This window comes from Psychrobacillus sp. L3 (assembly GCF_042945595.1).
GTDB lineage: Bacteria > Bacillota > Bacilli > Bacillales_A > Planococcaceae > Psychrobacillus.
Genome location: NZ_CP168493.1, coordinates 1,765,717 through 1,790,096, shown reverse-complemented (window position 1 = coordinate 1,790,096; position 24,380 = coordinate 1,765,717). Strand labels below are relative to the sequence as shown.

Genomic DNA, 24,380 nt, shown 5'->3' with positions numbered 1-24,380 from the left:
TAAACAATCAAAAAGAGCATTAATCCCTTGTTGGATCAACGCCCCTAGACCTCTATGAATTAAGAAAAATCTCCAACCCCCAACGACACTTATTGAACTGACCAGCCTTGTTCTACTAAAGCACTCCGTTAGCACAATAAGAAAAAGAGAAAACAACGGTTATTTAACTGTAAAGTTTAGTTTAGAAATCAATTGCTTTTCAGGTTCGTAATATTCTTTTTGATTATTTAATTCGTCTAAAATAATAAAGGTGCTTAGTAGATATTCCCCGCTATCCGCTTCTTCAATTTCCATACTTTCTTGGTTTAATAACTTCTTATTCCAACGAAACTCTTGTTCAATTGTTTCATTAGCCCCTAATTCCACCAGAACAAAATCATAGAATGAACGCCCTTTGATATTTGGTATATCTTGATTATTATTTGGATTTAGTAATTGCGATAACATTTCACCTTTTCGTTCAACCATTACGGCTGATATCCCTTCATCTATATCTTTTTGGATTGGTACAAAAATTTCTCTCTGTGTATCATTGTGGTTTGTTAACGTTACTTTAGCATTAACTTCATCATCAGACGATATTTTTTGTTTATTGATGGTTAATTTTAATTCTATCCCTTCGATTTCATTGGATATTGAGTTTTCAGTTGATGAACAAGCAGAGAGAGTAATTATTAAAAAGGAAAAAGTTAATATTATATACTTACTCAATTTCATTTTTTATACCTCCTTTACTTTTTGGAACATTAACTTTACTCGAAACAAGGACATGATTTTCTATCACTAACCTGCTGCGTTAGTTTAAGAAGAAAAAAGAGTTGCCTAATCAATCAATTGTACTTTTACTAAACCAACCGATTGAAAACAATTAATCAAACTTAATTAATTGAAATAACTCCATTCTTAATTGTTATAAAGTTTGCATTAAATCCGATAATACAGATTATATATTCCCCATCCTCTTCTACATAAAAGTCTGTCATCAGCTGATCAGTAACGGAACCAGAAAAAATCTCCGTATAATTACCATTCAATATGTAACCAACTCCAGTAGCACTTGTTCCATCTGGGATGATTGATAGGTCTATCTCAACACTATCTCCTTTTTTTAAAGCCAAACCCTTATTTTCTCCATTTAATAAGAAAAGATCCCCGTTGTGCAATTTCATATTTTTAAAAGAATAATTATTTGGAGACCTCTGTTTCAATGCAACGTAAATTTTATTAAAGCTGTTTAGAAATTCATCATCAATTTCAACTTCGGTTATTTCTTCGGCTTTTGTTTCAGAAGTGTCATTATTTCCTAACACTATGGTCAAAGCAGATATTCCAATAAGAAGTGCTATGATTATGATGCTAGATAGGTAAATTCTTTTTTTCATAAACTAACTCCTTTCACCAAGTCTTTTTAAAAAAAATTCATTTATAAATTACTATTTCGACTTCCAATCAATAATTCCTGCTTATTCAACTAGTCGAGTAGAAGGGAACCTCTCTACCTTGCGGTAAATTGTGTTCCTCCCCCCTCACAGAACCGTGCTTGCGCTATTTACGCACACGGCTCCTCCAAGTCACCATTCACAAGATGTACCTAATCTCTTTCGTTCAGATTTGCTTATTCTGCTATCCTTAATAGTTTAGTTTCCATTTATTATCTCTACCTCTGTGTGTAGTAAATGTGTCACTAGTAAGGGTGATAACTTGGTAGCAGCCTTTCCTCCATCGGCATTACCCAACTTCATAGGTACTACGCTGCTATCCGACTCCCTACATCGGCATTTGGTTTCCTTGCTTATTATCGCTTGTACACCATACTCTTCTATAAGAAGAAAAGACCGGTAGGGCCTCCCGAGTTGCAGTATCATATCAATGTGTCACGTGCCAAGGTCTCTAACTCCAGAGAGGTTTTATCCTTCCTGCCTTTAACGATGGATAAAATGTAGCCTTCTGCTTCAGGTAAAGCATCAGCCCTCTCGAATTACTAACATTATGGAGCTCAATCCCTTCAACCATTTGGCTTTCGGCCCGCCACCTAACTGTCTACGCTTAAAGGCTAATGTTACCATTAGCCCTCCAAGACTCGCTACGAGTGAATGGCTAGTTCTTTCTCGACGGGAATCCCACCCGCTATATGATACGACCTAGGCTCGGCCGCACACCTGCTGCGTTAGTTCAATAAGAAAATAGAGCCACCCAAGCAGCTCAATGGTTTTTTTACTAAAGCACCCGTTAGTTGAAGAAGCTATTGTCTTGTCAAGATATACTTTGAGGAGAACTGTACACCCGTTCCATTTGATAATAGTAAGCTAATTTATTTAGGTAGCAGTCATCAAGAAACCCATTGTTCGAAAAATGAAACTACTTTTTCTCAATAATAAAAGAGTGGTTGCCATCAAAGTTATAATACTCCTGTTAGCTATTTAACTCTTAACTTCTAATAAAAAAAATTTTCGGATAGACACTTTTCAATACTCTTTTGAAGAGATATTAATTCACTATTTGTATTAACTTTGATATAAAAACTTTTTAAGAATGTCTTACAGTTAGAATATAAGAACCAATACTCTTCTTCCTCTATCTGTTCTTTTCGAATTTTTAATTCTATTGGTACATTTCGTATTAATGTTTCTATTTCTTCTTGTTCCAATCCGTTATTTAGCATTTCTAGTATAGGAATTAAAATCCTTTCATCTTCATTGTGGACATACACATAAGTTGAAACAAATACCTTATTCCATAGTACTTTTAATATTTCTAAGTAAAATTTCTGATCTATTTTTGAACTTTTTACAAGTTCATCAATAGCGTCACTTACATGAGCTATACTATGAGCCCAGCCTTTTACAGATATATATCCTCGTAAATCCTTCTCCAAGTTAATATAATCGATTAATTTATCCTTTATTTTAAATACCATATCTTGGGAGATAAAGTTGTCTTCATTATCCCTATATAGAATAAGTGCTATTAAAAGGGTAGTAAATGACCTTGTAAAAACAGTATCAGTTTGATTCTCCCCAATTCCTTTAAATAACAAGTCACTTAAACACAATTCTAATAGTTCATTTAATAACTCATGCTCAATTTGATTTCTTTCTATAATTAATTGATAAAAAGAGCTATAAATTAATTTGTCTCTAAGTTCACTATCAGTTGAGCCGATATGCTCAACCATAGATTTGACTATATTAGCTTTACTTTCTTCTTCCCAAGTTCTACCCCCGCTCTTAATTTCCATTAAGATTTTTTTCAATTCAATCGCCTTCATTGGAACAGCATTTTTATAACTTAATTCTAACCTTTCCATATCATCTACCCCTTTTTCTAATATAACAACATTCTTATTAAACTAACCTGCTTCGTTAGTTGAATAAGGAATATCCTATTAACTCTGATACTTTTCCAAAATACTCTTATTTCAGAGTGTCAAAAACCGAATAAGATAACAGTTAATACCTTTACAGAAATAGCAAAGGCTGTATCAAAACTTTACCAAAGTACATTCAATTATTAATGTTTTTTTAGTTAATATTTACTTTATATAGTTTGTCATTAACTTGAATTGCTATTGACTCTTCGATATTTATATCCTTTACTTTAAAAATTTTACTCGGACTTTTATATGGGTCTTGGTCTTCAGGGTAAGATACAATTGCATAAATTTTAGTGATTTTTCCTATTTGTTCTTCAACCTCGTTAGTAGATAAAACTTCATCGGTCATTAGATAAGTTAAGTTATCCATTTTAATTACGGCTGGTGTAGTGTTTGTAAATTCAGCACTGCTTAATTTGGTCGAATTACATCCTGATAGCAAAATAGAAACAAAAATTAAACCTATTGTTATTGCTTTCTTCAATGTATCCACCCCTATCTTCACACTTTTTAACTTCAATAAATTTCCATAAATATATCGCTTTAACATACATTCAAAAACATCTTCTTCTTCAACTAACCTGCTGCGTTAGTTTAAGTGTAACATTTCACAATGGATTTCTGAGATTTAATTGATGTTTTGGATAAATAAATAGACCATCGAAATGATGGTCTTGTTCTGCCAAAGCACTCCGTTAGTTGAATAAGGATTAGGACACGATATCTTTCAATTCCGCTAAAAATTCAGTTTGAAAGCCCGCTTCAAATACTACACACTGAAACCATACACACACATTTTATATTATTAAAAAAGCCTAACTGAATTAATCAGTAGGCTTAATTTTTTTCCCATACATACCATGGTAATTTATAATCCATTTTCTTACCTTGTTTACTATTTTCATCTGTTACTATCCAATTACCATCTTTCTTTTGTACTTGATAATTTACATTTGTACCATCAGACTTTTTAAAGAGCATATAACCTGTATTGCCTTTTATAAAGGTTACAGGGTCAATAACATTTTTGTAGGGTATCTTTCTCTCGGGAAGCAAAATGTTGGTTACTATTTCTTCTGCAATATTAAAAAGAGTTTTAAATTCATTATTTAATTCTGTTTGATATTGCAATTGATTGTATGTGTAAGAAGAGTAAGACTCTAAATTCAAATTAAAAGACTGTTTTATATCTGAAAGTGTTGCTTTATAAAATTCATTTATATCCTTTTCTAATTTATCTCCCTCATGTTTAAAGCTAATGGTTTTAACCCCAAATGGACTTATATTAAAAGTCATTGTTTCCTTCCCATTAGGAGGGTCATGTGCATGTTCAAATGTTGTGATTTGGATTTCTGCATTAAAATCAAAACTTCCCTCATGCTCTCTTGTAATACTCAAAATCTTAGCATCATATAAACCATATTGTTTGGGATATCCATAGTAATTATTAATTTCCTTTTGTATGGATGGGTCAAGGGATGTAATCAATGTATCATATATAAGTTTATAATCAGGTTGCTCACTTTGGGCATCAAGATTTCCTGAAATTAATGTTAACAATGCATCTTTGTATAAGTCCTCATTCGGGGGTTTTTCCGCAATCACTTGATGGTTATTAATATAGATACTCAGAAGGACAAAAGATAATATTGTCAGGATTTTCTTCATCGAATACTCCTTTAATATAGATTTAATTAATGAGTATTTTCCCCTAAAGTCTTTAAATTATTCTTCAACTAAACTGCTTCGTTAGTTCAATAAGAAAAAGAATTTCCTCCTTCTTGAAGTAAAGCACCCGTTAGTTGAATAAGAAAAACAGTTTACAACAATATTGCTTATATTTTATTTTCTAAGGAGAATTCCAATAGTCTTTTTGTTAACATTATCTACAAATACAACTATATCTCCCAAATCTTGATTAGTACTCTTAAACTTAACTGAGTAGATATTATTTTTATCATAATCATTAATTACAAGGTCTGTGTTTTCAGGAACTTCCTCTATCTTTTGTATCTCAGCCTTCTCTTTATTCTCAATTTCCTTCTTCTCCATGTCTGTTAAACTATTAAAAGCAATATTTTGAAGATTTTCAGATATTTGCCCTGTTGACTCATTGGATGTGTTTTCACAAGCTGATAGAATTCCTAAGGCAATTAAACAGATAATAAATAGTTTTTTCATAAAGTTTTCCCCCTTGTTTTATTATTACTTATTTTTTTCTTGTTCAACTAAACTGCCGCTTTAGTTCAATAAGAAAAAAGGCTTTACTCCTTCTTGAAGTAAATCACCCGATAGTTGAATAACGAAAAGGTCGCCCTATTTCAGTAGCATAATCGGAAGTCCCAAACTCTAGGTAGTTAAATAATAAAGTAAAACGGCTGTTAAAACGCTAGGTAAACCGATAAGTAACGAGTTTGATGTTACTCTAATTCGTTCCTTTCTGTCTTCTGCTGATTCAGTAGCGAAATTCGCCCTCATTCTGTCTCCACTTGCAATTGAACCTGACATTACCATCGAAATTCCGATAAAGACGAAACCTATAATTCCTGTAACCAAATATGCTTTATTAATTCCCCAAAGAATTATTGATATTAAAATTCCGATTAGTGATAAACCTATTCCAAACAGAAAATACTTCAAGATTATCCCACCTCTACTAATTATTTATACGGTTAGACATCTATTTCGTTTCATTCTTCTTGTGCTAACCTGCGGCGTTAGTAAAATAACTTTTTTCAACAATTTCATATATCCCTCTATTGTATAACGATATATTAAAAAATGTATTATATTCTATTTTACGGGATTAATAAAAAGGAATGGAGGGATAAAATTAATGAAAGAAAAATTTCTATGGATATTTACATTAATTACATGTTTCGTTTTGTTGATCTACCTTATACCAAAAGTATCTGCTTTTGGTACGGCAGCAAGTGTGGATAGGGAAATACTATTAGAAGAGAGTCTCTTACATCAATTGGAAAATAATTTTTATGATATAACAAAAGGAAAAGCTTACTTTTGCGAGAAAATACTAAATATAGAAAGAATAAATAATAACACTAACAGTCATAAATTAACTGTACAATTAGTTACATACGAAGGAGCACACGATCAACCCTTTAATTTATATGTAATTAATTTTACCTTGCAACCTTTTAGTGTCTTTAAAGTTCTTGATGTAGAGGAAACTAAAGATGTTCCAATTGAAAAAGCGAAAAAAATATGCAAAAGTTAACGAAATAAGTGAGGGGATAAATCCCCTCATTTAATTTTTAATAGTGAATTCATAGCTAATTGGTGTTTCACCATACTTTAATGCTGCATCAAAGTTCCCGTTGTCTCCTTTAGAACATGGTGAAAAGAAGCAAGCCTGCTCTACTTCTAAGATTATCATCGTTAAGGTGTTCAAACATCACATTTGTGCCAATTTTATAGCTTCCCTTAATGAAGTAAAGCACCCGTTAGTTCAATTTCTTGGATAGGTTAAGAATAGAAACACAAAGGAATATTAGACCTACAAAAAACATAATTCCACCCTTAGTAACATTAGTTGCAATATATCCATTGGTTATAGGTATAAATGTTTCCGCACTCCCACCCGTAGATATATAATCATTTGCAGAATGAATAGCATTTTCAATGCTATTCAATAGTTGGATAAAGCCTGAAATGGTAAGAATTATACTCAATGCAATAAGTCCGTATAGTGCGTAGTTTTTCGTCATCATTATTCACCCCCGTTTTAATAATATTTATTCAAAACGCTTATTCAACAATCGCACCTGTTAGTTTAAGTACACCCCTTCACAAACTATATGAATCAAGTATGTTGGTTAACGTCTTCAGGATATATCTAAATCTAACTTTAGTGTTAACTCTTTTTGTTCTCTTCTATTTTTCCATATTTATTAAGAAGTTCATTAACACTTAAACTTTCATCTTTTCCTTCAAGTAATTTCCCAACTATTGAATTGTTAATTCCTTTAGTAACTGCTGCCTGTATTACATAATATAATACAAGCAATCCAATAATCATAAACACAATACTTATAAACCCTTCCATAATTAAAATACCCTCCATTCTCCCCTTACAATATTAACAGTACTTATTCTGTATCTCAGTTAAAAAACCTTTGAATTTTGCATAGTTCTTATTCAACTAAACTGCTGGGTTAGTAAAAAAAAAGGCTCTACTCCTTATTGAAGTAAAGCACCCGTTAGCATAATAATATTTTTTACATTTTGCCTTCTTTTATCCACGTCCAAATTCGGTAACTACCTAATACTGACACTAACAACTGTAAAAACATAAATATAACGTAAATATATAATGTATTGAATTCTTGTAATACTTTGCCATTAACTACTACCCACACGGACAATCCAAATAGTATCAAGTAACAAAATACATTAGGAATAATCCATACTATTCTTAACTTTGTATTTTTCAAAAATACTCCCCCTTAAAGCAAGTATAAATATCAGCAAAAATAGATTTCAAATACGTTTCAAATAAGTATCTCCTTTTTCAACTAAACTGTGTCGTTAGTAAAAAAGGCTTTACTCCTTATTGAACTAAAGCACCCGTTAGTTGAAGAAGAAATAATTATTTTTTTAGCAATAGTAGTAACAATTGTCTTGTTTTCTCGAAATTTTTGTACTCCTGAAAGAACTCTTTATAGTTATCAATTTTATCTTCGAGAAATTTGTATTGTTTAAAATGTTGAAAGAAGGTCATCTCTAAATCCTTAATATTATGCTTAGGTACTTGGCTTGTTTGCTCAACCAAAACATAACTTAGAGTACCAGCAATATTCATACAGTAAGTATTAAAATCAGCAGTAAGACAATCTTCATCTTCTAATAACATTGAAAAATCCTCAGAAAAATCTTCTTGTATTTTATTGGTATCTCTATAAGGAAATGGCTTACTCAATTCTTTTTCAATATCAGTTAGTTGTTTTACGATACTATCCATATTTTCCTCCACTATGTAAATCGTTTATCTATTTTACCACGTTTTCTTATTGTGTTAACCTGCTGCTTTAGTTCAATAAGAAAAAAGGCTTTACTCCTTCTTGAAGTAAAGCACCCGTTAATTTAAGTAAAATATTTCACATTATTACTACTTTTCTTTATTCCGAAACTCGAAAGTAAAAGTTATTTCCAATTTCCGAAGAACACTCACTTAAATGGTACTCAACCCCATTATCAGTGTTTCTTGATTCTATATAAGAACAAGACGTACTTTCTATTCCTTTTCCAGAACCTGCATATCCATCTTGTGAATTATCATAAGTATATTGAATTTTGTTACCTTCATAATTTAAATTATAGAAAATTGGGGCTCCTTCAATAGTGTACATTGTGATACGAATTTCATCTTTAGTACCACTCTCAACATTTTCTATAAAGTTCTCAAATTTATCTAAGTTACTAATTTCTCCATGAAGATTGACTACAACTCCATTCTCTATTGCCACCTCAGAAGAATAAGGTTTCTTTGGATTGCTAGTTTCACTCTCCTGTTGGCAACCAAGTAACACCATTGCCGTTGATAAAAGTGTTAAAGACAAAATTAAATTAATTTTTTTCAAATATCATCACTCCCTTATAGCGTTAAAATTCGTTTTAATGCACTTATTTCCCTTCTATCCTTCTTACACTAAACTGCCGCTTTAGTTGAATAGGAATAAAACTAGTCTACTGACAGCCTTGTTCTGCTAAAGCACCCGTTAGTTTAAGTACAATGATTAAATGTCATAGCATTAAAAAAGAGCGAAAAACTGGATTAGTTTCTTGCTCCTCTTTGCACTATTTAATTAGCTTGAAATCTAAATGAACAAAATTTAAGTAGTTTTTTCCATTTTCTTCATTACTTTTGATGCCCCTAAAATAACTAATGCAATGAACACTCCCAAAACACTGAAAGCGATTATATCATTAACTAAACTTGATTCACCTAAAACAGCAGTGAACATACGGGCGATTCCTTGAGATGGTGTAGAAAATCCTAACCACATAGACACGCCAGGGACGATAGTCAATGCTAAAAATAAGCCAAGAAACATATACAGATAATTTTTTTTCTTCATTAGCTCCTACTCCTCCTTCTAATATCATTATAACTAACTTATTTAATTTTCGGAACATTCATTTTATTTTGATGAAATAGCTACCCTTACAGGCATCCCCTTGTTCAACTAAGCACCCGTTAGTTGAATAAAAGGATGCAAATTCTCATGGGGACGAATGTTTATAATCTAGTATTTCAATTTTGAAATCATGATTACATATCTGTTTATTAATGCTGTTACTATCACAGGATGGGGATATTCTTACCTTAACAATATCTTCTTTCGATTCATCAAGATTTTTCGTAGCGATTTCGATTTTTACAGTAACATCGTAAGAATGATTGTCGTTGTAAGTTATACCAACGATTCTATTCCAATGCCAACTAAGAGTATTCTGTCCATACTCCTTCATCACTCTTTCGTCAATAATTGGTAAAATAATATCTAAAATAATATCCTCCGTTGTGACATAGAAGCCTTCTACTTCTGAATTGGTTTCTGATTTAACAACAACTTGCGTAAGAGTAAGAACAATCAACAAAAATCCCAATAAGACTAAGTATCGCTTAACCATCAAGATTCACCTCTGATTTATGTCTACTCTTTATTCTCTCCACATTGTTATTGATTATTAATCCAAACTGCTGCTTTAGTTTAATAAAAAAAAGGCTTTACCCCTCTTAAAGTAAAGCACCCGTTAGCCATCCATGCAGCACAAAAATAGTGCTGCACCACAGAGAATGAAAATGTTTCGATGAGTCAATACTAGTAGTCCACTGAAAAACATAGGCTAATTAATACACGCTCTCCTCTTTTTTTAACGATTGATTAGGGTCTTTTTCAGTGTTGTCATTTTTCTATAATTGAAGAAACTTATTTTCATGGTAGTTGAAGAAGAAAAACAGTTTACAACTTATATTTTATTTTCTAAGGAGAATTCCAATAGTCTTTTTGTTAACATTATCTACAAATACAACTATATCTCCCAAATCTTGATTAGTACTCTTAAACTTAACTGAGTAGATATTGTTTTTATCATAATCATTAATTACAAGGTCTGTGTTTTCAGGAACTTCCTCAATCTTTTCTATCTCAGCCTTCTCTTTGTTCTCAATTTCCTTCTTCTCCATGTCTGTTAAACTATTAAAAGCAATAGTTTGAAGATTTTCAGATATTATCCTTGTTGACTCATTGTTACTTAGATTTGTTACTTCGTCGTTAATTACTTCCTTTATTTCATCGTTCCCAATTGCTCCTATATGAAATGTATTGGAATCACCCCAATAAAGTAGCCTAAATGAAACGCCGTTATTAAGTTCAATCTCTAAAAATAGGCGAGTACCTTCTAGCTTTCCTACATCTATTAATGACTGTACATCTTCTAATTTTAAGTCATAAAATGCGGCAAGGAATTTATCCTTAGAAAACTGTGAGAATGTATGCATTCTCTTGCCATCTTCGGTGCTTTGAATATAGATATTCTTCACCAACTTATCCATAGGGTAAAGTTCTCCTGCCGTTTTCGCCTTTTTATTTGTGTTGGCTACATATATAACATCATTTGCAGCAACTACGAAGGAAGTTGGATATCCTTTTATTTCATAAATGATTGTTCCTTCTTTTAAAAATGCCGCATCACCATTTTGCATCTTGTGATTACTACATGCACTATCAGCCATCTCATAAGTCACCTTACCAACTTCTCTGCCTTTTTCAATCGTTATAGGAAGATTTTCATTCGCTGGTTCTGGAAAATGATGCTCGTATTTTATATCATCAATCATCAGCATATCCACCCATTCAATTTCTGCATCAGGACAGCCTTTAAGAGATGTGAATTGACTATCAGGGTCCCCTTTTTGAGATATGGAGTTACTACAAGCAGATAGTAACAAAGCAAATACTGAAATAAAGATCATTTTTTTAAAAATTTTCATGATAACACCTCCTAATTATTAGACTATTATCTTTAATATAAGTTACAAAATTCCATGAATATTCCGTAATTTCAATTTAAACCTTATTGAACTAACCTGCTGCGTTAGTTCGATAAGAGAAAGCTACCTCTAACGGCAGCCTCTTGTTCTGCTAAAGCACCCGTTAGTTGAAGAGAGCTATAAAGCAAGCATTTATTTCTTTTCCCAATTATGCATATATAAATTTGAAAGTTTAACTTCTATAATGGAATCTTTTTCAATATCAACATCTACGCCTTTATCATCCGTTAACAACAAATAAAATCCAAATGAATCTCCATCCCTATAATTTAGACCAGATGAACCAGATTGGTATATTTTAAAAGATTCACCTTGATATGTTGCTGTTGCGTTAACATGATTAATAGATGTAAAACCATTATCGATTCGTGCATGTTCATTTCCAGATACTAATGTTGCCCCTCTTAAACTATAATTTCCACTCGACCTAAAGTATACTTCTGATTGACCATTGACCAATACTTTTTCTACGTAAACTTGGTTCTCCCCATCATCATAAAGCACTTTCCCCTCATTACTATCAATATTATTCAAATCAATCTTAACAGAATATTCTCCATCAACTGGATATGAATGTAATCGATAACCTTCAATATCGTTGGCAATAACACTAATTCCATTTATCCATAGATTAAGCCATCCACTTATCCAAAGTATAAATGCAATTGTACCTACACCAATTATTAGCATTTTAAAATGTTTTTTTTTCATTAAATCCCCCCTATTGAAAAATTGTAATGTACCGTAAAAACCCAAATATTTATTAAACTAAACTGCACCTTTAGTTCAATAAGAAAAAGCATTACCAACTCATTAGGTAATGCCACTGAAAATTTCAACAAGGGTATGTAGTTATTCACTTTTTTCTTGATTGATAACTTTAATTAATTGAACAATCTTTTCATTTTTTTCTTGGTCTAATTTTATTTTAGTATCCATGAATTTTACTACTTTAATTACAAAATAAATACCAAAAATAATTAGAGCTAAATTAAAAATAAAAGGTAATAAAGCTAATAGAGTAAACATTCCGTTACCACCATTTATCATTTTAATACCTCCCTGTTGTTAAGATAATAATATTATATCATTCTTATTGAACTAAACTGTAGCGTTAGTAAAAAAGGCTCTACTCCTTATTGAAGTAAAGCACTCGTTACTTTAAGATGATTTTAGGTACTCAAAGAAATTTTTTATTGTTTTGAGTTCTAAACGCTTTAAAAAATAAAACTACGCCAATAATAATAGAAATAAGTCCAAATCCAAATGTAATATTCGTTATACTCCATATATATGATGGTGTTAAATTAATAATAGCCTGCATTTGATGAATTTCACCTTTAAATGCAGTAAAAATAAGGACCTTTTCTAAACCACTTAAACCCATAAGAATAACACCTAAAAAGATTAAAATTATTCCCAAGTTCTTCATCGTATTCCCCCTTTTTAATTTTGTGTAATATCCAACGTCTTATTACACTAAACTGCTGCGTTAGTTGAATAAGAAAAAAGAGTTGCGTAAGCAACCCATGTTCTTCAACTAAAGCACCCGTTAGTTGAAGAAGAAAAGTGAAGCCTATTCAACAATTGCGCTCGTTTGCGGAATCTCATAAATAACTAGCCTAGTAAAAAACATTTTAAATTGTTACCACATCAAATGGTATTGATTCACCATCTACTTGAACGTCTATTACGTCATGATTTGAATCAGTTGTTAAATAATATATATGCTGTTTTACTACATCATCTTTCGAATTACGTACATTAAACTTTATAATTACTGTATTCCCTTGTGTGTCTAAATCAGCTTCTACTTCTCCACTTGAATGAAAAATAATATAAGAACCGTTTTTCACATTAATTGACTGGAGCCTTAAGTTAGAATCAACTTTATCTTGCAATTCGTTTGATAAACCATCAATTTCACTTAAACTTAATTTTGATGAATTACAAGCTGACAAAATTGAAAGGACTAAAAACATCATTACAAATAACTTTTTCACTTATTTCACTCCTTCGCTCTATTTTTATTTATTTAACAAAATGGCCAGATTGTTGAACACAAGTTAAACAAAACTCTTCCACTAACCTGCTGCGTTTGTAAAAAAAGCTCTACTCCATATTGAAGTAAAGCACTCCGTTAATTGAACGAGATTCATTACTCTTATTTTTCAGATGCTTGCATTAACGTTTTCTTCTTGAGCAAACTAACTGAAATTTAAGAGAGAGGTATCTCTATGAAAAAAACGCTATTTTTATGCATTTCTTGCTTGTATCTTTTATCTAATTGGTCAGTTAAAGCAGATACAGTAGATAACAAAGATATATATTTACGTGATGATCTTATTTACATTTTGTTTACTCCTCTAATTAATAAGGAGCTAGAGAAACATTTCGGCGAACTCAAACAGTATTATTGTGCTAATATAATACAAATTAAAAAAACACAGCAAGGAAGTTATTTTTTTGATGTAACAGTACAAGTTACTACTTTTGAAGGTGCTCACAACCCTCCTAATGATTTAGTAACCATCACTTTTAGTAATAGCGATTATAAAGATTGGCATGTTATTAATTTTAAAAGTAAAAGGTTAAAGGAAAATCAAATAGATAAATGTAGGCAACCTTTGTAAACAAGGTTGCTTTTGTGTATTGAAGTTGTGTTCTCTTGTTAAACTAAACTGCTGCGTTAGTTAAAAAACATTAAATTATTCCTGGTACCATCTTTCATCAAATTCAAGGTTTAACGCTTCCCCTAAATATTTTCCAAATCTAACAAATCCTCGTCCTCTTGCAGTAATTAGGTTACCATCTTGCACTACTATGTCTTCTGAATAATTTTCTATTTCGAATACACCGGAATTCTCCATATTTTCTACTGTCATCCCTACAGTATATTTTTTACCTTTTAAAACACCTGCTTTTGCTAATAGAAATGGAGAACTAGATATACTTGCAATCACTGTTTCTTTAGTTGTTACTTGTTTAATGAAATCGAATAATCTTTCTTCATCATATAGCGACATGATATCCATACACCCGGGTAATAAGAGACTGTCTATTTCTTCAAAGTTAATTTCATCAACAGTAGCGTCCGCTACACAAGATAAACCTGACTCACCTTTTATTGATTGCTTGTTTAAACCAACAGTAATGACTGGTTTCTTTCCTTGCATTAAAATGGATAACGCTACAGTTAATTCATATTCGCTAAATTGCGGATATAATAATACAGCTGTTTTCTTCACTAAGAATCTCCCCTACCTAATATCTCTGTTTAAACATAATAAAGATAATTTCAATTATATATTACAATACACATTGCTTATTGAACTAACCTTCCCCTTTAGTTCAAGAAGAAAAAAGGCTTTACTCCTTCTTGAAGTAAAGCACCCGGTAGTTGAACAAGAATTGGCATAGTGGTCTTTTATAAAACCTCTACCACAAAAGTGTAGGATACTTCACCATTTGACCATTTCGCTAATACCTCATAGATATACTGACCTTTACTAGTCGGTGCCAATAATTGATTGTTTTTTAACTTAACTTCTTTTTCCCTTCCGTTTCCATTCCATAGGAAAAGGGATACCCTAGGATTTTCTTCAATCTCAATATTTATATTTGTGTTTGGTTCTACCATAATGGCATTAAAATATTCAGCTATTTGGTATGGAGATGCTGCATCGGTTTCTACAACTTGAGTATCTATACCTTGTTTTCTTTCCCATCTATAATTTCCAACTACCATTTCATACTCTTTATCATTTACATTTATTGAACCTGCCATAGATGGGGGAAATTCATTTTCACTTGCTTTCACTTCTCTATCCATTTCACTGCTACCGTTAGAACAACCCGTTATACAAAGTGCAGAAAAGAGGACCATTGCTAAAAATAAAAGTATTGTTCTCAAAAACATCCCTCCTTTTTCTAAATTAGAGATTAATTCCACTAAAAAGTTTCACTTCTTGTTGAACTAAACTGCGGCGTTATTTAAAAACACCTTATGTCTATAATTCTATTAAATTGGTAATAATCCTTTTAATATTACTATTTTAGGGGGAATAGAATTGTTACTGTCAAAAGCATGGGCTTCGTTTGAAGCGGATAAGCGAATAGAGGGTTTCTCTCCACAAACGTTGAAGGCTTACTTGTTACAGTCTTTGCTACTAATTGATTATTTTAAGGATGTAGAGATGGAATTACTGGATACAAGTCAACTGAAAGAATATCTCGCTATATCCGGCAAACATTTAAAACCGGCCAGTCTTGCACATCGTATCCGCTTTATGAAATCATTTTTTCGTTGGTCCCATGAAGAAGGCTATCTGAGTAAGAATCCAACCTCCAAAATTAAAGAACCTAAAGTAGGGAAACGGATACCCAAGTATTTAACCGAACGGGAGATTGAACACCTGCGGGAATCCTGTCATTCCCCAATGGAAAAAGCAATTTTTGAATTCATGTTTTCTACCGGTTGTCGAATTGGAGAAGTAGTTGCGTTAGAAAAAAACCATATTAATTGGTCCAATCAATCCGCGATCGTTAGAGGAAAAGGCGACAAGGAAAGGGAAGTTTATTTTAATACACGTTGCGACATATGGCTTAAACGCTATATAGAAAGCCGTAATGATCATAATTCTGCTATTTTTGTAACAGCCAGACAGCCACATAAAATGAGTGTCGCCCAAATGCGATACATCATCAAGCGGATTTCCAATCGTGCGGAAATTAATAAAGAGATTCATCCACACCAACTTAGACACAGCTAAGCAACTCATTTGTTGAATAACGGAGCTCCTATTGAAGTGATACAAAGTCTTATGGGACATGAGAAAAGTGAGACCACAAGAATCTACGCACAGTTAAGCGGAAGGTTAAGGAAGGAGTATTATCAGAAGTACTTTTAATGTAAAAGGAGCAACGTCATAAAAGACGTTGCTCCACTTGACTAAAGCACCCGTTAGTTTAAGTGAAAAAACTCACAATTCGACTCTAGAGATTACCCCGCTATACATAGCTTTCCAGCTATCGTCGTCCTGCTTATCGGTTCGATATAATTTTAGAGTACCTTTATACAAATGCCCTTCAACATCTTTTGTAAATTCGAAGAATTCGGGTTGTTGTCGTAATTCATCTAAATCGGTATAAAATAATTCAGTTTTATAAATAGGTAATCCAGAAGGTGTCTGTAAATATTTTTCCGTAGTTAAGTAGGAAACACCTTGAGAATTTAAAACTGTTAGAGTTTGAACCTCCCTAGAATGGAAGACGTCAATTAATTCTTTCTCCTGTGTCACTGCATAAGAGTTATTTGAAAATGAAAAAATACCACAAACCAATGTTGTTAATAGTAAAAATCTTAATTTCTTTTTCATTCATATCCCCCTATCAATAATTGTATATATCAAATATTGTACTATAATTTTATGAATATTCAATTTAATTTAAGTTTGAAAGTATCTTGATACATAGATTAAAAACTTTCCAAAGCGTCGTTTAGGAATTCTTTAAATGTTTGTTGAACTAACCTGCTGCGTTAGTAAAAAAGGCTTTACTCCCTATTGAAGTAAAGCACCCGTTAGTTGAAGAACGAATTTGAATATTAATTAACAAAAACGCTCAATCCACCAACAATACCAAATGGGATTTCCTCTTTTCCATCTTTATAATACCCTTGCAACTTAATACTTGGATCTTCAAATTTAAGTAGTTGGGATTCACCAAAAACCTCTTTAATAGGTGCAAAAATTGAAAAAGTTATTGTCTCACCTGATTTTAAATTTATTGGTCTATTTGTATTAGTTTTTCCTTCAACCGCAAAAGGATTACCTTTTGATCCATTGGATGTTTTTATCGGGTAACTTAAATAAAACGTAAGATGAGTTAAATCAAATCCAGTTTTATTTGATATTTCAATCGAATAAGATTCATACTCATCGGTTGACTCGGTTTTAACAACATTAAAAATAATATTTTTGTCATCAAATTCGACTTTATTAACTGAACAGCCAAATATTACACCGAGCAAGATAATTAATATGATTAACAACAATTTTCCTTTCTTCATCTTCTCCCCCTAATTTTCCATTATGACCTTATTGAACTAAACTGCGGCGTTAGTTGAACAAGGGTAAATGGATTTATTCTATTATATATTTATCAATTTCACTAAAAGGATAGTAATGTTTTAATTCAGATTTATTTATATTAAGCTTTATCGCCTCATTAGTGAGAATATACTCCATTTGGTTAACCCCGTCATGTGCATAATAGATATATTTCACATAAGGTTCATCTTCAAAAACTACAACTACATAATATGGAGGCAATTTTACTCCATATATTCCTTCAACAGATTTTATCTCTTTCTTTTCATATCCCTTTTCATTCACAAGATAACTAGTAACTCTCTTTTCATATTCAGTTTTTGTGTTTTCTATTTTCAGATGTATGAAGAAAATCCCACAGATAAGCACAAGAAACATGAGTAAAATTATTATTACTTTCTTACTTAAAATCTCACCGTTTTTAAACATAAAAACACCCCTTGTCTTGTACCATTCTTCATTACATTCATTACTTCCTTCTTCAACTAACCTGCACCTTTAGTTTAAGTGTAACATTTCACAATGCATATCTGAGATCAACTTAATGTTTTGGACATAAAAATAGACCATCGAAATGATGGCCATATTTTGCTAAAGCACACCGTTAGTTGAAGAAGAAAAAGAACTTAATCATTTTTTCTTTAAAGCAAACAACGTTTCTAAAGTATCTGACATTATATCCATTTGTCGTTCTATTTCATTTAACCCTTCTTTTACCTCAATAATACAGTTCAATAAAACTTCATCTGATATTTCACCTTTAATTGATTCTATCAATTGATATGCTTGTGCTTGTACTTCAAAGTTTCCATTTATCAAATGGTAAATTAGTGTTTCTAAATGTGCTGAACAATCGAATGGTTCTAGTGCGTATAATAGTGTTCCTCTATAGCCTAAAGTTTTTGGGTCGTTAATAACATCTATTAACGGTTGTACTACTTCTTCGTTCCCAATATCACTTAACGTTAAAGCAATGGAGTTTCTTAATAAAGCATTTTCTGTTCTTTGTAAGTATTCAATAAGTAGAGGAATTGCTTGAATGTCCTTACTTCTGCTAATTTCCTCTAATATGATTTCTGCCTCATCAATCTTTTCATTTTCTATTGCCAATCTTAATGAATTATTTTCCATAATACTTATCCAAACTCCTTGTCATTTACCGTAATTAAATTTAGATTATTATACTGTTCTTCTTAAACTAAATTGCTTCTTTAGTTGAATAAGGAAAAAGAGCTGTATTATCAGCTCTATATTTCACTAAAGCACCCGTTAGTTTAAGAAGAAAGATTTTTGATTCGACTCAATAATCAATAGAATTAGCTATTTCAACTAAGTTTTCGGGAGTAACTTTATCTGAAACTCGCTTATCGACACTCAGCATATACTGCCAATTTTCTCTTTCAAAAACAAGCACGTTAAAACCTGAAATAGTCATATAAGTGGCTTCATTCCCATTATTTAATTCAAAGGTTTTTAACACATACTTCCCTCGTTTAGGAATGCCGTACTTAATAGGTCGAACATCAATTTTATAATGATTTTCAGATGATAAATCACTGATAAATTCTACTTCAAATGAGTCATTGGTGTCTCCCTCTAAATCATTAAATCTTCCGAAATGATGAGTGAAGCTTATCGAGGGAACTCTAAGTGGCAGCTTTAGTCTTTGTTTAAAATGTTGTTCAAAATCCTTAGATGCTTCTTCCACAGTCTTATATCCGATTTCAGGATATATTACTTCATAAGGACTGGGCTTATTGTTTGCATTTGCAAATACGGTCAATAAGAATAACAAACAAAATGAAAGTAGGAATAGGGAAATAGTTCTGGTCATTTTTCTTCACCTCAAAGTATCTTTAGGTGTATTATTCCCAGCTTAATGAAAATTATTTAATTGACATTTCTTGTTGAACTAAACTGCGTACTTTAGTTCAATAAGATAAAATGCTTTACTCCCTCTTGAAGTAAAGCACCCGTTAGTTTAAGAACATCTTTTCACAAACTTGTTGTTTATTTATTTCAAATGCATTCATTATCCTAAATAAGTAATCTGAGTATCTTTCTTTGTAGCTCTAATTACTACCTTTGCCAATAAGTGTTCAGGCTGTTTCCCATAGATTAACTCGATTTCTTCAAATAGATGATTAACAATCGTTTCAATTTCTTCTAAAGTGGTGTCTTTTGGAAGGTCCTTAGTTCTTACAACTTCTATACCTTTGTATGAACCATCATAGTCTTGGGTAGTTTCTTCACCAAAGCCTTTTATTTCAAACTCAACTTTAATTTTTTCGGTAACATTATTCATCATCATTCCCCCTAAACAATAATCTAAATATCTTACAATCACAATATCACCATAATAAACCAATTTCTTATTCAACTAACCTGCGTCTTTAGTTGAATAAGAAAAAATGCTTTACTCCTTCTTAAACTAAAGCACCCGTTAGTTGAATAAGAATGCAGTAGTTATTTTAACTTTTTCATCGAAACGGATTTATTTGGGAAGTGTAATAGTATATTTCCTCCTGATGACAAAATGACTTCAAATGATAATGTTGATTCGTTAATTGGTAATAATTCTTCATATAACCAGTCATCTATTTCACGATTGTAAATGGGTTTATCATTATCATAATTCAAGTGTTGAAATTGAAAGAAAGAGACATTGTCAAAACTCAATATCCAAACATCGTCGCTGGAAACAGTGAAGTGAATGCTTGAGTGAAGGAGACTTTTATGTTCAATTTCCATTTTTATAAGTCTATAATCGTGAAACCCCCAAGAGTTAAAACGATTAAAAATATCTTGAGGCAATCTATCGGATAATTTATTGAATACCTCTTTGTATTTTTTTGCATTTTCCATCCATTGATTATTTAATTTATCCAATTCTTCATCATTCGTTCCATCCATATTTTGAGCTAAATGCAATTCATATAATAAATACTTCATTTTTACAGCCCCTTTCTTTTCAGTGTTTCTTCAACTAAACTGCTGCTTTAGTTCAATAAGAAAAAAGGCTTTACTCCTTCTTGAAGTAAAGCACCCGTTAGCCATCCATGAAGCGCAAAATCAGCGCTTCACCACAGAGCATGAAAATGGATACCACTGTCTATACTGTTTCTATGGCTGGCGAAGAAGGTCGATACACTATGGTGCCATAGAGCCCATCCGTTAGTCTGACTCCAACGATCTCGGTGCATCACAGACTGTCGCACCCTATATGGGTAGCACTTATGGGAGATTAATCCTTTTTGATTGGTTGCACCAGCCTTGCCTTTATTTTAGGAAGAATGGAGATGTTTCTTGATTTACCTATTAACTCAATATAATCATTCAGAAGGCTCAGCCTTTTTTTAAAAAAGCTTTTTCTGAGTCTCTTTTGTTATGCAATTTTATAGATTTTGAGCGTTTTTTAATTTTCATGGGAGTTGAATAAGAATGTAATATTACGTTACTTCTTTGTTTAATTGCTTTTTACCCAAAAGAAATATCGACCAGTGTGTTTTTTATTATTTGCTATCAACAATACCACAGGAATAATGCCAACGATAATATATAAAGTGATATATATTGATGTTTGGAGAATGGCAATGTTCTCTACTATTCCCATACAAAATATTATCGTCCCCGTTAAAAAATACGGTAAAACTAATCCTTTTTGAAATGAGGGAAATTTGTCCTTTCCAATAAAAGCTTCTGTACCCTTCCCAATGAAAAAATCTTTTTTCTTTAAGTGACTAATCCCCATGATTATCATTAGAATACCTACAAACATAAGCACCATCCCTCTATGTTATGTATTCAACTAAACTGCTTCGTTAGCTTAAGTACACCTTTTCACAATCTTAGATAAATATCCACCGCAAAGTTAAATATGATAAAGTAAACGCCATAGCATAGGTATTCCAAAATAGCCTATTAAAATACCGACTAATAACACCCAAAAATAACTCCATTTTAATAAATTCTTCAAACCATTTCCCCCTATTATCAAGTTAAGTGCCACTAATCTCTTATTCAACTAAAGTACCTGTTACTTGAAGAACATCTAAAGTGTCCCCTTAAATTTCTCTGGCTTTTTTACATAGCTTTCGATTATAAATCCACATTCAGTACAAATAGTGTATTCAACTTCTGACCCAAAGCTCATCTTATTAGATGGATACATATCTGCATATCCATTACCACTATTTTTACCTTTCCCCAATTCTTTTCCACCACATTTAGGGCATTCTGTTACTTTCGTAGAATGTTTCATTTGTAAACCTCCACTTTAGATATATGTAAAAATTACAATAAAAGCAAATCCTTATATAATTATTTTTCAAATGATTGAATCGCTATTTTTCTGATGTTCTTAATATAATTACAAATGAACAATAAATTGGTTTCATCTTATTGAACTTACCTGCTGCATTAGTTTAATAAAGAAGAGTTACCTAAGCAACTCTCCTAACTTTAAACTAAATTACCCAATTTATTGAAGAAGATTTGTAGTCGTTCTCATTTGCAATCACGCAAATAAAAAAGTGACCACTTTCTACAAAATTTGTTGACGAAGATACTTGCTTCTTCATTTTCTATCCTATTGGCTTATTTATTATTCATATAACGGAACTCTCCATTTCTCCTCTAACTCATAATAGCTAGTTGCAGAAAGCAGATGTAATGATAATTCCCCTGGGATTTCACTTAAATCATTAGATTTGAAATAAATGGTTCGCTTGTAATTATCTTTTCCTTTATGTGTAGTTTCATTATCAACTCTATAAGACTTTCCAGTTTCATCCATCAACACCCATATACCAAGTTCCGCTGCATCGCTTTTTTTATTCACCTCCATTTCAATTTCAAAATTAGCCGGATCACTTGCATTCGTAACACTCTCTAATTCTGCCTTTTTTATTGTTACTCCATTTCCCATATAGTTAAATGAAACAGGTTGTTCCTTAATTTTTTCAGGATTAAATTTAACAGAAAAATCAGTAGGAACTACTTTATAGACACCATCCAATACGAAAGTGAGTTTGCTGTCAATTTTTTCAGGTACAAAGACTTCTTTCCATGCTACATGACCTAATTTTTCTTTACCTCCAGCTTTACTAATGATTAAGTTTTTGTCCATTGGTTCCTCCAGTGTAAATGGTGAAAATTTCAGAACAACTTCCTTTTCATCATTTTCTATATGATATTTAATAGATGTACCATAAGTATAGAACTCATTTGTGTCAAATCCAAACTGTTCTTTTAAGGTTTCAATTTTCCCCTCTATTTCTCCTAGTTCTGATGATCCGTAAGATGTTTCATACAGCAATGCATTAGAGGTGGGGGCATATTGTATTTCCTTTAAATTAACTGCTACTCCATTAAAACTTTGGCCAGCATTATTCAGAATAACTTTTTTAGTCTTAGCACTCTTATCTGTTAATTCTACTGGTATCTCTAACTCCCAATTTCCCTGTTTGCCATTTAACTCGACAAGATGAAACTTGATTGTTACTTTTTCTAATCCGGGTTCATCATTAATAAACACTTGAAAAGAATTATAATCTAACCCCCTATCCATTATGTAACCCATATTAAAAGAGTATTGACCATTATAACCAGTAACCCAAATATAGTTACCTTTAATTGATTCATTTATGTTTGGTATTTCTGCTATACCGTTTTCATTAATAACTTGTAAGGATAATGCTACTCGTGATGAATCTACTATTATATCTTCCACTTTAAACGTAATGTCCTTGTCTGATACTTCTAAATTAACCCTCTCAGCAAGCCCTTCATCTGATGCTAGCTTTAGTCCTTCATCTACCTGTTTTGTACTAAACATGCCACCTATAAACTGGGCAAAGGTAGGGTTTAATGTAGCAGTTAAACCTAAAGCTAACACAATACTAGCAGCTAATAGAATAATACGTTTCCAAATTTGTTGTTTTCTTCGTACAGCTTTCTGGTCGTATGGTTCCAATTGATCCAAAACAAGAGATGCAAAATTATCTGGTAAAGTTGGTGATTGTAAATTAACTTTTAAAAATTGTTGTTCCTCTTTAAATAGTTGAACAATACTTGTACATGTATCACAAGTTTTTAAATGTGTAAGTATTTGAGCATGCTCTTCTTTTGTTAATAGGTTATCAGCATACTGGGAAAGTTTATCTGCCTTCGGACAGTTCATAAAAATAACCTCCTTCCCGATTTACGGTATCTCTCATTTTTTTCTTAGCTCGATGAAGTTTATTACGAACCCCTGTTACTGGCACTTCAACCAGTTCACTTATTTCTTCATAGCTTAATTCATTCACATATCTTAAAAGAATAATCATTCGCTCATCCTCTGGAAGCGTTAAGATCAATCGTTCTAACTGTCTACTTTTTTCCTTTTTTAATAAAATAACTTCTGGATGAATAGAATTTACAACTCTTTCTTCGTTTATTTCCACTTGCTTCATTTGATAGCTTTTCTTTCTGAACTCATCCATACAATGGTTGATGGTCACCCGATAAATCCAACTTGAAAACGACCCCTTTTGCTCATATTTATCAAGTTGGTGATACACTTTAATAAATGCTTCTTGAACTAAGTCTTGAGCGACTTGCGGATTTTTGGTCATTCTTAAAACAGTTGCATATAGAAAATTTTTGTATTTATTTATTATGTGAGCATAAGCCTGCTTGTTGCCCGTTAATACTTCTTGAATCCACTCCAACTCTTCCTCCATATGAACCTCCTTGTAATACGATTATGCACATGCATCGTATATTTCTCTCTTCACTAATATAACGAGTTATATAGTTAAATAATTTCATGTTCTTG

35 protein-coding genes and 1 pseudogene are annotated in these 24,380 nt (G+C 31.9%); 3 read left to right on the top strand and 33 right to left on the bottom strand.

Annotated elements, in window-relative coordinates; all coding sequences use genetic code 11:
• Nucleotides 1–159 precede the first annotated feature (159 nt).
• The 7 genes from ACEPXD_RS08655 to ACEPXD_RS08625 all read right to left on the bottom strand — a co-directional run bounded on the left by ACEPXD_RS08655 (nucleotide 160) and on the right by ACEPXD_RS08625 (nucleotide 6,013).
• Entirely contained in the window at nucleotides 160–717 is a 558-nt protein-coding gene (locus ACEPXD_RS08655) for a hypothetical protein (RefSeq protein WP_391122412.1), read from the bottom strand.
• A 161-nt stretch (nucleotides 718–878) separates the two neighbouring features.
• Nucleotides 879–1,382: a hypothetical protein gene (locus ACEPXD_RS08650; protein ID WP_391122409.1), complete on the bottom strand. Its 504-nt coding sequence runs from the start codon at nucleotides 1,380–1,382 to the stop codon at nucleotides 879–881.
• Nucleotides 1,383–2,434: 1,052 nt separating this feature from the next.
• Entirely contained in the window at nucleotides 2,435–3,307 is an 873-nt protein-coding gene (locus tag ACEPXD_RS08645) for a DUF2785 domain-containing protein (RefSeq protein ID WP_391122406.1), read from the bottom strand.
• A gap of 214 nt (nucleotides 3,308–3,521) precedes the next feature.
• Nucleotides 3,522–3,857 carry a hypothetical protein gene (locus ACEPXD_RS08640; RefSeq protein WP_391122403.1) on the bottom strand — a complete coding sequence of 112 codons (336 nt, stop codon included), beginning with the start codon at nucleotides 3,855–3,857 and terminating at the stop codon, nucleotides 3,522–3,524.
• A gap of 353 nt (nucleotides 3,858–4,210) precedes the next feature.
• A complete protein-coding gene (locus ACEPXD_RS08635) occupies nucleotides 4,211–5,041 on the bottom strand; it encodes a DUF3888 domain-containing protein (protein WP_391122400.1) in 831 nt (276 codons plus the stop codon).
• Between the two features lie 174 nt (nucleotides 5,042–5,215).
• Nucleotides 5,216–5,554, bottom strand: coding sequence for a hypothetical protein (locus ACEPXD_RS08630; RefSeq protein WP_391122397.1), 339 nt, complete (start codon nucleotides 5,552–5,554; stop codon nucleotides 5,216–5,218).
• Nucleotides 5,555–5,722: 168 nt separating this feature from the next.
• Entirely contained in the window at nucleotides 5,723–6,013 is a 291-nt protein-coding gene (locus ACEPXD_RS08625; protein WP_391122394.1) for a DUF5316 domain-containing protein, read from the bottom strand.
• A gap of 196 nt (nucleotides 6,014–6,209) precedes the next feature.
• Here ACEPXD_RS08625 and ACEPXD_RS08620 point away from each other — a divergent pair, with 196 nt between their 5' ends.
• On the top strand, nucleotides 6,210–6,611 hold the full coding sequence (locus ACEPXD_RS08620) for a DUF3888 domain-containing protein (RefSeq protein WP_391122392.1): 402 nt from the start codon (nucleotides 6,210–6,212) through the stop codon (nucleotides 6,609–6,611).
• Between the two features lie 30 nt (nucleotides 6,612–6,641).
• Here ACEPXD_RS08620 and ACEPXD_RS08615 read toward each other — a convergent pair whose 3' ends face one another.
• The 13 genes from ACEPXD_RS08615 to ACEPXD_RS08555 all read right to left on the bottom strand — a co-directional run bounded on the left by ACEPXD_RS08615 (nucleotide 6,642) and on the right by ACEPXD_RS08555 (nucleotide 13,435).
• The gene (locus ACEPXD_RS08615; RefSeq protein WP_391122389.1) at nucleotides 6,642–6,770 is read right to left on the bottom strand and encodes a hypothetical protein; all 129 of its coding nucleotides are present in this window, start codon (nucleotides 6,768–6,770) and stop codon (nucleotides 6,642–6,644) included.
• A gap of 67 nt (nucleotides 6,771–6,837) precedes the next feature.
• A complete protein-coding gene (locus ACEPXD_RS08610) occupies nucleotides 6,838–7,104 on the bottom strand; it encodes a hypothetical protein (RefSeq protein WP_391122386.1) in 267 nt (88 codons plus the stop codon).
• A 143-nt stretch (nucleotides 7,105–7,247) separates the two neighbouring features.
• On the bottom strand, nucleotides 7,248–7,439 hold the full coding sequence (locus tag ACEPXD_RS08605; RefSeq protein ID WP_391122383.1) for a hypothetical protein: 192 nt from the start codon (nucleotides 7,437–7,439) through the stop codon (nucleotides 7,248–7,250).
• 172 nt (nucleotides 7,440–7,611) lie between these two features.
• Complete coding sequence (locus ACEPXD_RS08600) at nucleotides 7,612–7,827, bottom strand: hypothetical protein (protein ID WP_391122381.1); 216 nt, start codon at nucleotides 7,825–7,827, stop codon at nucleotides 7,612–7,614.
• A 155-nt stretch (nucleotides 7,828–7,982) separates the two neighbouring features.
• Nucleotides 7,983–8,354: a YxiJ family protein gene (locus tag ACEPXD_RS08595; protein ID WP_391122378.1), complete on the bottom strand. Its 372-nt coding sequence runs from the start codon at nucleotides 8,352–8,354 to the stop codon at nucleotides 7,983–7,985.
• A gap of 157 nt (nucleotides 8,355–8,511) precedes the next feature.
• Nucleotides 8,512–8,973: a DUF4362 domain-containing protein gene (locus ACEPXD_RS08590; protein ID WP_391122375.1), complete on the bottom strand. Its 462-nt coding sequence runs from the start codon at nucleotides 8,971–8,973 to the stop codon at nucleotides 8,512–8,514.
• Nucleotides 8,974–9,225: 252 nt separating this feature from the next.
• Nucleotides 9,226–9,471: a hypothetical protein gene (locus ACEPXD_RS08585; RefSeq protein ID WP_391122372.1), complete on the bottom strand. Its 246-nt coding sequence runs from the start codon at nucleotides 9,469–9,471 to the stop codon at nucleotides 9,226–9,228.
• 145 nt (nucleotides 9,472–9,616) lie between these two features.
• A complete protein-coding gene (locus ACEPXD_RS08580) occupies nucleotides 9,617–10,027 on the bottom strand; it encodes a hypothetical protein (RefSeq protein WP_391122369.1) in 411 nt (136 codons plus the stop codon).
• Between the two features lie 346 nt (nucleotides 10,028–10,373).
• Nucleotides 10,374–11,390, bottom strand: coding sequence for a hypothetical protein (locus tag ACEPXD_RS08575; protein ID WP_391122366.1), 1,017 nt, complete (start codon nucleotides 11,388–11,390; stop codon nucleotides 10,374–10,376).
• Nucleotides 11,391–11,582: 192 nt separating this feature from the next.
• Entirely contained in the window at nucleotides 11,583–12,161 is a 579-nt protein-coding gene (locus ACEPXD_RS08570; RefSeq protein WP_391117123.1) for a hypothetical protein, read from the bottom strand.
• Between the two features lie 141 nt (nucleotides 12,162–12,302).
• Nucleotides 12,303–12,500, bottom strand: coding sequence for a hypothetical protein (locus ACEPXD_RS08565; RefSeq protein WP_391117125.1), 198 nt, complete (start codon nucleotides 12,498–12,500; stop codon nucleotides 12,303–12,305).
• A 130-nt stretch (nucleotides 12,501–12,630) separates the two neighbouring features.
• A complete protein-coding gene (locus ACEPXD_RS08560; RefSeq protein WP_391117126.1) occupies nucleotides 12,631–12,882 on the bottom strand; it encodes a hypothetical protein in 252 nt (83 codons plus the stop codon).
• 205 nt (nucleotides 12,883–13,087) lie between these two features.
• Nucleotides 13,088–13,435: a peptidylprolyl isomerase gene (locus ACEPXD_RS08555; RefSeq protein WP_391122363.1), complete on the bottom strand. Its 348-nt coding sequence runs from the start codon at nucleotides 13,433–13,435 to the stop codon at nucleotides 13,088–13,090.
• A gap of 252 nt (nucleotides 13,436–13,687) precedes the next feature.
• On the opposite strand from ACEPXD_RS08555, the gene ACEPXD_RS08550 reads away from it, so the two are divergent.
• Nucleotides 13,688–14,083: a DUF3888 domain-containing protein gene (locus ACEPXD_RS08550; RefSeq protein ID WP_391122360.1), complete on the top strand. Its 396-nt coding sequence runs from the start codon at nucleotides 13,688–13,690 to the stop codon at nucleotides 14,081–14,083.
• A gap of 75 nt (nucleotides 14,084–14,158) precedes the next feature.
• Here ACEPXD_RS08550 and ACEPXD_RS08545 read toward each other — a convergent pair whose 3' ends face one another.
• Together ACEPXD_RS08545 and ACEPXD_RS08540 are read right to left on the bottom strand one after the other, a co-directional pair.
• Nucleotides 14,159–14,698: a DJ-1/PfpI family protein gene (locus tag ACEPXD_RS08545; protein ID WP_391122357.1), complete on the bottom strand. Its 540-nt coding sequence runs from the start codon at nucleotides 14,696–14,698 to the stop codon at nucleotides 14,159–14,161.
• A gap of 179 nt (nucleotides 14,699–14,877) precedes the next feature.
• Nucleotides 14,878–15,363 carry a hypothetical protein gene (locus ACEPXD_RS08540; RefSeq protein ID WP_391122354.1) on the bottom strand — a complete coding sequence of 162 codons (486 nt, stop codon included), beginning with the start codon at nucleotides 15,361–15,363 and terminating at the stop codon, nucleotides 14,878–14,880.
• A 157-nt stretch (nucleotides 15,364–15,520) separates the two neighbouring features.
• Here ACEPXD_RS08540 and ACEPXD_RS08535 point away from each other — a divergent pair.
• Nucleotides 15,521–16,360: pseudogene (locus ACEPXD_RS08535) on the top strand (tyrosine-type recombinase/integrase).
• 72 nt (nucleotides 16,361–16,432) lie between these two features.
• Here ACEPXD_RS08535 and ACEPXD_RS08530 read toward each other — a convergent pair.
• The 11 genes from ACEPXD_RS08530 to ACEPXD_RS08480 form a co-directional block, all read right to left on the bottom strand.
• Complete coding sequence (locus ACEPXD_RS08530) at nucleotides 16,433–16,828, bottom strand: hypothetical protein (RefSeq protein WP_391122351.1); 396 nt, start codon at nucleotides 16,826–16,828, stop codon at nucleotides 16,433–16,435.
• A gap of 227 nt (nucleotides 16,829–17,055) precedes the next feature.
• On the bottom strand, nucleotides 17,056–17,520 hold the full coding sequence (locus tag ACEPXD_RS08525; protein ID WP_391122348.1) for a hypothetical protein: 465 nt from the start codon (nucleotides 17,518–17,520) through the stop codon (nucleotides 17,056–17,058).
• A 73-nt stretch (nucleotides 17,521–17,593) separates the two neighbouring features.
• Nucleotides 17,594–17,989: a DUF3139 domain-containing protein gene (locus tag ACEPXD_RS08520; RefSeq protein ID WP_391122345.1), complete on the bottom strand. Its 396-nt coding sequence runs from the start codon at nucleotides 17,987–17,989 to the stop codon at nucleotides 17,594–17,596.
• A gap of 201 nt (nucleotides 17,990–18,190) precedes the next feature.
• Nucleotides 18,191–18,691, bottom strand: coding sequence for a HEAT repeat domain-containing protein (locus tag ACEPXD_RS08515; RefSeq protein ID WP_391122342.1), 501 nt, complete (start codon nucleotides 18,689–18,691; stop codon nucleotides 18,191–18,193).
• A 169-nt stretch (nucleotides 18,692–18,860) separates the two neighbouring features.
• Complete coding sequence (locus tag ACEPXD_RS08510) at nucleotides 18,861–19,394, bottom strand: hypothetical protein (protein WP_391122339.1); 534 nt, start codon at nucleotides 19,392–19,394, stop codon at nucleotides 18,861–18,863.
• Nucleotides 19,395–19,592: 198 nt separating this feature from the next.
• Entirely contained in the window at nucleotides 19,593–19,940 is a 348-nt protein-coding gene (locus tag ACEPXD_RS08505; protein WP_391122336.1) for a hypothetical protein, read from the bottom strand.
• An 86-nt stretch (nucleotides 19,941–20,026) separates the two neighbouring features.
• The gene (locus ACEPXD_RS08500; protein WP_391122333.1) at nucleotides 20,027–20,512 is read right to left on the bottom strand and encodes a hypothetical protein; all 486 of its coding nucleotides are present in this window, start codon (nucleotides 20,510–20,512) and stop codon (nucleotides 20,027–20,029) included.
• Between the two features lie 514 nt (nucleotides 20,513–21,026).
• Complete coding sequence (locus ACEPXD_RS08495) at nucleotides 21,027–21,338, bottom strand: hypothetical protein (protein ID WP_391122330.1); 312 nt, start codon at nucleotides 21,336–21,338, stop codon at nucleotides 21,027–21,029.
• Between the two features lie 273 nt (nucleotides 21,339–21,611).
• Nucleotides 21,612–21,821, bottom strand: coding sequence for a transcription initiation factor TFIIIB (locus ACEPXD_RS08490; RefSeq protein ID WP_391122328.1), 210 nt, complete (start codon nucleotides 21,819–21,821; stop codon nucleotides 21,612–21,614).
• Between the two features lie 342 nt (nucleotides 21,822–22,163).
• Nucleotides 22,164–23,741 carry a DUF4179 domain-containing protein gene (locus tag ACEPXD_RS08485; RefSeq protein WP_391122325.1) on the bottom strand — a complete coding sequence of 526 codons (1,578 nt, stop codon included), beginning with the start codon at nucleotides 23,739–23,741 and terminating at the stop codon, nucleotides 22,164–22,166.
• Nucleotides 23,719–24,285 carry an RNA polymerase sigma factor gene (locus ACEPXD_RS08480; RefSeq protein ID WP_391122322.1) on the bottom strand — a complete coding sequence of 189 codons (567 nt, stop codon included), beginning with the start codon at nucleotides 24,283–24,285 and terminating at the stop codon, nucleotides 23,719–23,721. Before ACEPXD_RS08480 ends, ACEPXD_RS08485 begins: the two co-directional genes overlap by 23 nt.
• Nucleotides 24,286–24,380: the final 95 nt, after the last annotated feature.